The following is a 7,122-nucleotide window of genomic DNA, read 5'->3' as shown; positions in this document are numbered from 1 at the left end:
TCCGATGCGGGCACTATACTCGGGATGAGATCTGATGCAAGTTTTTTCGTGTTTTTTTTACAAAATTTAGCATTTACAGAACAAAATATGTTCTGTCTGGCTGTTTTTTACACTTTGATGAGTAGGGAAAGGAAAATAACCCCTCTAAATATATTTACACGTTTCATTCCCTAATTGGGTTTGCTATTGTGCGCTTCATATTGGATTGTTGGATTTATCTGGGTGGTAGAGCATGAATATAGGGCTAACAAAAATCGTCAATAAACATACAGTAAAAAAATGGTTAGTAACCAGCGTATTTCTTTCTTTATTGGCTGGATGCCAAACCCATCCAACGGATAAAGGCCAACAATATAAAGATGGTCGCTTAGTTCAGGATTTACAGAAAGTAAATCAGGTGAATGTAAATGGGCGACCTATAAATGCGCCAGATTTTAATCAACAAGTTAATGAAATTAAAAATGCATCACCGCGGTTGTTTAAAAATAATAACGACACCTACCATGCTATAGAGAATTGGTTGATGGCGGGAGGAAATCCGGCTCAATTGGCTAATTTCAATTTAACCGCCTTCCAAATGGAAGGCGCCGATAATTATGGAAACGTACAATTTACAGGGTATTACACACCTGTGATTGAGGCCCGCCGTATGGTTCAAGGGGAATTTCGTTATCCGTTGTACGGCATGCCACCAAAAGGAAAAACTCGTTTACCTAGTCGAGCAGCGATTTATAACGGCGCCCTGAGTGACAATTTAATTTTAGCTTATAGCAATTCGCCAGTTGAAAATTTTATGATGGAAGTTCAAGGAAGTGGCTATGTTGATTTTGGGGATGGTAGCCCACTGAATTTCTTTGGTTATGCAGGTAAAAATGGTCACGCATACAAAAGTATTGGAAAAGTACTGGTGGATCGTGGCGAAGTTCCTCTGAGCCAAATGTCATTACAAGCTATTCATGACTGGACTAATCAGCATAGCGAGCAAGAAGTTCGTCAGCTTTTAGAAGAAAATCCGTCATTTGTATTTTTTAAACCGCAATCATTTGTCCCTGTCAGAGGAGCTAGCGCGGTTCCTTTAATCGCTAAAGCATCTGTTGCATCAGATAAAACCCTTATTCCACCGGGTACAGCCTTGCTCGCAGAAATCCCTGTATTAGATAATAACGGGAAATTTACGGGGCAGTATGAAATGCGTATGATGATAGCCTTGGATGTCGGTGGGGCGATTAAAGGGCATCATTTTGATATTTACCACGGTATAGGCCATGAAGCTGGAAAAATGGCCGGTTTTTATAACCATTACGGGCGAGTTTGGGTGCTGAAAAAAAGCCAGCCGCTATTTGGTTCACTGTAGTTACAGGTTTAACTGAGGTTGTTCGTTATTATGCAAGCTAAGCTTTCTGATGCTTGGATGCAGCGTTTTGCTGGGATCGGGCGTTTATATGGGCAACATGCTCTTCATCTTTTTGCACGTTCCCACGTTTGTGTCATTGGTATTGGTGGGGTAGGTGTGTGGGCCGCTGAGGCTCTTGCTCGTTCAGGTATTGGGCATATCACATTGATTGATATGGATGATATCTGTGTGACTAATACTAATCGGCAATTACATGCCATCAAATCGACCGTTGGGCAGCCAAAAGTTGATGTGATGAAAAATCGTATTTTAGAAATTAATCCCGAATGTGTAGTGAATGTTATTGATGATTTTATTACGGTTGATAATGTCGCTCATTACCTTGATGCGGGGTTTGATTATGTTATTGATGCGATTGATAGTGTAAGGCCTAAAGCTGCCCTGTTAGCGTATTGTAGGCGCTTTAAAATACCCGTTATCACCACAGGTGGTGCTGGTGGGCAAGTCGACCCAACAAAAATTCAAGTAGTGGACTTGGCTAAAACAGTTCAAGACCCGTTAGCGGCTAAGTTGCGAGAACGCTTAAAGTCCGATTTTAACGTTGTTAAAAATGGAAAAGGAAAGCTTGGGATTGATTGTGTTTTTTCTACCGAACAGCTTGTTTATCCACAAAGCGACGGCACTGTGTGTGCGGCAAAAAGTACTGCGGATGGTTCAAAGCGAATGGACTGCGCTTCAGGCTTTGGCGCGGTTACTATGGTTACGGCTAGCTTTGGGTTTATTGCTGTTTCACATGCACTTAAAAAGATGATAGCAAAATCACAACGGGAAATGGAAAAGCAGTAAAGTGAATGAGGCTATTGCGATAGATAGCCTCATCCAATGAATTACGCGGGCGTCATTTCATTAGCAATATTTTGAATTGCAGTAATGAGTGATTGAATACCATTTTGGCGCGATTCGCTGAGCTGCCCAGGTAAGCCTGTTTGGGATAATAAGTGATTGAAATCAATCTCCATAATCTCTTTCGCTGTTTTTTGCTCTACTGCTGCTAACAAAATGGCAAATAACCCTTTCACTACTCGGCCTTCACTATCCCCATAAAAATGAAATGTTTCATCATCATTGAGTAGTGCACCAATCCAAACACGGTTTTCACAGCCTTTAACTTCTTGAGTTTGCAGCTTTTCATCATCAGACAATGCAGGCAACTTTCTCGCAAATTGAATTAATAAACGATATTTATCTTCCCATGCTTTATGTGTGGAAAACTGTTCAACTATTTCTTGAATTTTAATCTCTGTACCGAATGGGTGCGGAGCAAGTTCATGGTTAGTCGAAGTCATTAGGCTTCCTTTATTGATTTATTCATTGAGTATAGAAAGTGAAACAGTGACTGCATCGATAAATTTATCGACATCTTGCTGGTTATTGTAAGGCATCATTGAGATGCGCAAGCAGCCACTTATATTTAATGCAACCATTAATGGTTGGGTGCAATGTTGACCATAGCGTAATGCAATATTTTGCTCGGTCAAGAGGGCTCCCAGATCGCTATGGTGAACATCTTTAAAGTTAAATGATAGCAAAGGAGAATGAGGTACACTATAGCTAATAAAGCCGGGTAGCGCCGACAGCTTTTTAGCTGCATATTCGATTAACGAGCAAGTATATGTTTCTGCTAGTGTTAAATTTATTTCTTCCAGCCACTCTAAAGTAGCCGAAAAGGCAATTACCCCGGCAATATTTGGTGTTCCTGCTTCGAATCGTTGGGGAATAGGGGCAAGAGTGAAATTATCAAATGTGACGTGAGTCAACATTTTGCCTCCACCATGCCAAGGAGTCATTTGCTCTAAAAGTTCTGTTTTGGCGTAGCAAACCCCAAGCCCAGTCGGTCCATATAACTTATGTGCTGAAAATACATAGAAATCGATATTCAGCTCACTGACATTTATAGGTCTATGAACGACACCTTGTGCTCCATCAACAACGACTAGCGCTCCTACTTGGTGAGCGAGTTGAGTCACCATCTGTATATCTGGCTGATAGCCAGTTACATTAGACATTTGTGTGATAGCGATGACTTTCGTTTTTTCCGATAATTTAGATTTGAGAACATCAAGGTTCAACGTCAGGTTTTTTTCAACCGGCCATTTTATAATTTTGGCGCCAGTTTGCTGTGAAAGCATAATCCAAGGTAATAAGTTTGAATGATGTTCTATTTCGCTGACAATAATTTCATCGTTAGGCTGTAATCTTGAGCGAAAATAACCTTGTGTAATTAAATTAATTGACTCTGTTGTTCCACGAGTCCAAATAATATTTTTTTCATTTGAAGCATGAATATATTTCGCCGCACGAATTCGACCTAGTTCATAGTCACGGGTTAATTTTAATGATTCAGGTGATTGCCCGCGATATACCGAACTGCCTGACAAGCGATAATAGTCATTTGATGCATTGATCATGGCAATGGGCTTTAATGCTGTGGCTGCACTATCAAAAAATAGTGTTGACGAGTCTATCGCTGGAAAAGCGAGACGAAATGTGGCGGCGCTGAAATGATCCATGAGTATTTTCTTTTTAGTCAAAATTTCAATGTGATTTGATATTACTGAGCGTTGTATTAATGGATTGTACATTTATTAGTACATTTATGGTTATTTCTGATTAATTTAAACGCATCATTTTTTAATCTAATTATTGAAATATTTTGTTACGTTTGGTATTAATTGTTAGCATTATTCTCGATGTGGTTTCAAGATGATTCAGTGTTTTGCATTACAATGCAATGCCTTTAACTTATAAAGTTATTTTTTTTAGCACTTAGTAAATAATTTTCAAGATTTATCTTAAATATCTTACTGATAGTTTTTTCGGTACACTAGTAATTATCTATAGATATCTGTATTTGTTAAGTTAAATTGTTTAAGTAAATACCATTAAAACATTAAAAAAGAGTAAAAAAAAGCACCGCGCGTTGGCGGTGCACTATATAAAATCACTATGGACAGACAGGGTAAATGTACAGGAAGTGAAAAAACAGTAGCTAAAGCTACAAAGGTCTGGTTCAACCAGACAACTTGCAAACACAACATCACAACCACAAAGCCAAAAGTTTCAAAGTAACTAAACTCTGTAACTTTTCGTTCCGGCTTAGGAAGTGTGCATACTATAGGTATTTACTAGCGTATCCTCAAGGGACAAATTATAATGCTTCGGATGAAAAAAACTAATGCATAACAAGATGCCAAGTAGAAGTGATTATGTCTAAAAGATTACCGCCCCTAAATGCTCTGAGAGTCTTTGATGCTGCAGCTCGTCATTTAAGTTTTACTAAGGCAGCAGAAGAATTATTTGTAACTCAAGCGGCCGTTAGCCACCAAATGAAAAGTTTGGAGGATTTCCTTGGGTTGAAATTGTTTCGTCGACGCAATCGTTCATTGCTATTGACAGAAGAAGGTCAAAGTTATTATCTTGATATTAAAGAGATTTTTTCTTCTTTAAACGAGGCAACACGTAAATTACAAGCTAGAAGTGCAAAAGGGGCATTAACGGTGAGTTTATCCCCAAGTTTTGCGATTCAGTGGCTGGTACCAAGGCTTTCTGGTTTTAATCAAGCCTATCCCGGAATTGATGTGCGGATCCAAGCTGTAGATAGAGAAGAAGATAAATTGGCAGATGACGTTGATGTCGCTATTTTCTACGGCAAAGGTAATTGGCCTGGGCTAAGAACAGACAGGCTTTATGCTGAATATTTAATGCCAGTATGTTCACCATCTTTATTAACTGGGGATCGCCAACTAAAAAATCCTGAGGATTTAGCAAAACATACGTTGCTTCACGATTCTTCACGAAGAGACTGGCAAGCATATGTTAAGCAACTAGAGTTACAAAATGTAGTTAATGTACAGCAAGGTCCTATTTTTAGTCATAGCGCTATGGTTATTCAAGCCGCAGTCCATGGTCAAGGGATTGCACTAACGAATAATGTGATGGCTAAAAATGAAATTGATGCAGGGCGCTTAGTTTGTCCCTTTAGTGAGGTATTAGTGAGTAAAAATGCATTCTACTTAGTTTGCCAAGAAAATCAGGCTGATTTAGGCAAAATAGCTGCATTTCGCCAATGGATTCTTGGGCAGGCGGCAAGTGAACAAGAGAAATTAGGCTTTATTACGGGTGACCAAGATGTGGCGCTTATTCAGTAATCAAGTATTTAAATAAAAGGTGTTACTGTGAATAGTCGTTTGATGTTAATTTTCGCTGGAATTAGTGGCTTCTTTACCGTTGCTTTTGGGGCTATTGGTTCACATGCGTTATCGTCAATTATGAGTGTCCACCAAATGGACTGGATTGAAATCGGGCTACGTTATCAAATGTTGCATACTGTTGCATTGATGGTGCTCGGGGCAATTCTATTACGTAAAATTATTCTGTGGTTCTACTGGTCAGGTGTGTTTTTCTCTGTTGGGATACTTCTTTTTAGCGGTAGCCTTTATTGTATGGCACTATTGCAGGTAAAATACTTTTCTTATTTTACGCCAATAGGTGGTGTATGTTTCCTAATTGGTTGGCTGTTAGTGGTTATTGGCGCTATGCGTCTAAGGAAATCGGCGTCACGCAATGAGTAATAAAATTGCACTATATTGCCGTCCAGGCTTTGAAAAAGAATGTGCAGCAGAGATTACAGATAAAGCTGGGCAAAAAGAAATTTATGGTTTTGCCCGCGTAAAAGAAAATAGTGGTTATGTTATTTTTGAGTGCTACCAAGCAGAAGATGCGGATACGCTTGCACGAACGTTACCTTTTCGAGAATTAATTTTTGCTCGCCAAATGATTGTAATAGGGGATTTACTCAAGGATTTGCCGCCTGAAGACCGTATTACTCCGATTGTAAATGCATTGAGCCAGCAAGTTGTACGAGCAGGAGACCTTCGTGTCGAAGTTGCTGATACCAATGAATCGAAAGAATTACTGAAGTTTTGCCGCAAGTTTACGGTACCTTTGCGTAATGCATTACGTAAAGAAAAAATCTTATTACCACTAGAGAACTTTAAGCGGCCAGTTATTCATGTATTCTTTATTGCCCCAGGTTGCTGCTATACCGGGTATTCATATACTAATAACAGTTCAAATTTCTATATGGGGATCCCAAGGTTAAAATTCCCATCAGATGCCCCGAGCCGTTCAACCTTAAAACTAGAGGAAGCTTTCCATGTCTTTATTCCTTATGAAGAATGGGAGGAGCGTCTAGCAAGTGGAATGAAAGCTGTAGATCTTGGAGCATGTCCAGGGGGATGGACTTATCAATTGGTAAAACGCAGTATGATGGTTGATGCTGTAGATAACGGCCCAATGGCTGAAAGCCTTATGGATACAGGGCAAGTTAAACATCACCGTGAAGATGGTTTTAAATTTAAGCCTACTTCCCACAACATCACTTGGTTAGTTTGTGATATGGTCGAAAAACCAGCTAAAGTTGCTGCGTTAATGACGGATTGGCTTGCTCAAGGTTGGTGCCGAGAGGCCATTTTTAACTTAAAATTGCCGATGAAAAAGCGCTATGAAGAAGTTTCACATATCTTAGAAAAGATGAAAATACAGCTTAAAGAACAAGGTGTTAATGTGTTGATTCAAGCGAAGCAGCTTTATCATGACCGAGAAGAAGTGACTGTACATGTGATGAGGGTATGGTCGGCGAATCCGATGGCACGTGAGTATTATTAATTCATAAATTCAGTCAATAAAAAGGCCACTAATGAAGTGGC

At 39.5% G+C, this 7,122-nt stretch carries 7 protein-coding genes; 5 read left to right on the top strand and 2 right to left on the bottom strand.

All coding sequences use genetic code 11. The features are described 5' to 3' along the window. The first annotated feature begins 232 nt into the window (after positions 1-232). Together mltA and tcdA are read left to right on the top strand one after the other, a co-directional pair. Positions 233-1,354, top strand: a complete 1,122-nt coding sequence (gene mltA / locus PSE60_RS00265) for a murein transglycosylase A (protein WP_210835339.1) — start codon at positions 233-235, stop codon at positions 1,352-1,354. Between the two features lie 30 nt (positions 1,355-1,384). Beyond that, entirely contained in the window at positions 1,385-2,200 is an 816-nt protein-coding gene (tcdA, locus tag PSE60_RS00260; RefSeq protein WP_272664258.1) for a tRNA cyclic N6-threonylcarbamoyladenosine(37) synthase TcdA, read from the top strand. Positions 2,201-2,241: 41 nt separating this feature from the next. Here the strand turns inward: tcdA and csdE are convergent, their stop codons facing one another. Next, positions 2,242-2,700: a cysteine desulfurase sulfur acceptor subunit CsdE gene (gene csdE, locus PSE60_RS00255; protein WP_272664257.1), complete on the bottom strand. Its 459-nt coding sequence runs from the start codon at positions 2,698-2,700 to the stop codon at positions 2,242-2,244. Positions 2,701-2,718: 18 nt separating this feature from the next. Then, entirely contained in the window at positions 2,719-3,924 is a 1,206-nt protein-coding gene (gene csdA, locus PSE60_RS00250; RefSeq protein ID WP_272664256.1) for a cysteine desulfurase CsdA, read from the bottom strand. Between the two features lie 696 nt (positions 3,925-4,620). Between csdA and PSE60_RS00245 the strand changes: the two genes are divergently transcribed. From PSE60_RS00245 to rlmM, 3 genes are read left to right on the top strand one after another with little or no spacing between them, the layout of a single operon-like run. Next, positions 4,621-5,562, top strand: coding sequence for a transcriptional regulator GcvA (locus tag PSE60_RS00245; protein WP_004908711.1), 942 nt, complete (start codon positions 4,621-4,623; stop codon positions 5,560-5,562). 27 nt (positions 5,563-5,589) lie between these two features. Next, the gene (locus PSE60_RS00240; RefSeq protein WP_004908716.1) at positions 5,590-5,985 is read left to right on the top strand and encodes a DUF423 domain-containing protein; all 396 of its coding nucleotides are present in this window, start codon (positions 5,590-5,592) and stop codon (positions 5,983-5,985) included. Next, a complete protein-coding gene (gene rlmM / locus PSE60_RS00235) occupies positions 5,978-7,081 on the top strand; it encodes a 23S rRNA (cytidine(2498)-2'-O)-methyltransferase RlmM (RefSeq protein WP_004908722.1) in 1,104 nt (367 codons plus the stop codon). Before PSE60_RS00240 ends, rlmM begins: the two co-directional genes overlap by 8 nt. Positions 7,082-7,122: the final 41 nt, after the last annotated feature.

The organism is Providencia sp. PROV174, from assembly GCF_028480685.1.
In the GTDB taxonomy this organism is placed as follows: Bacteria; Pseudomonadota; Gammaproteobacteria; order Enterobacterales; family Enterobacteriaceae; genus Providencia; species Providencia rettgeri.
This window is presented reverse-complemented; position numbering and strand designations above follow the sequence as displayed.

Excerpts from the sequence above, each read along its gene's own strand:
- mltA (WP_210835339.1), top strand. The coding sequence starts at position 233 with ATGAATATAGGGCTAACAAAAATCGTCAATAAACATACAGTAAAAAAA.
- tcdA (WP_272664258.1), top strand. The coding sequence starts at position 1,385 with ATGCAAGCTAAGCTTTCTGATGCTTGGATGCAGCGTTTTGCTGGGATC.
- csdE (WP_272664257.1), bottom strand. The coding sequence starts at position 2,700 with ATGACTTCGACTAACCATGAACTTGCTCCGCACCCATTCGGTACAGAG.
- csdA (WP_272664256.1), bottom strand. The coding sequence starts at position 3,924 with ATGGATCATTTCAGCGCCGCCACATTTCGTCTCGCTTTTCCAGCGATA.
- PSE60_RS00245 (WP_004908711.1), top strand. The coding sequence starts at position 4,621 with ATGTCTAAAAGATTACCGCCCCTAAATGCTCTGAGAGTCTTTGATGCT.
- rlmM (WP_004908722.1), top strand. The coding sequence starts at position 5,978 with ATGAGTAATAAAATTGCACTATATTGCCGTCCAGGCTTTGAAAAAGAA.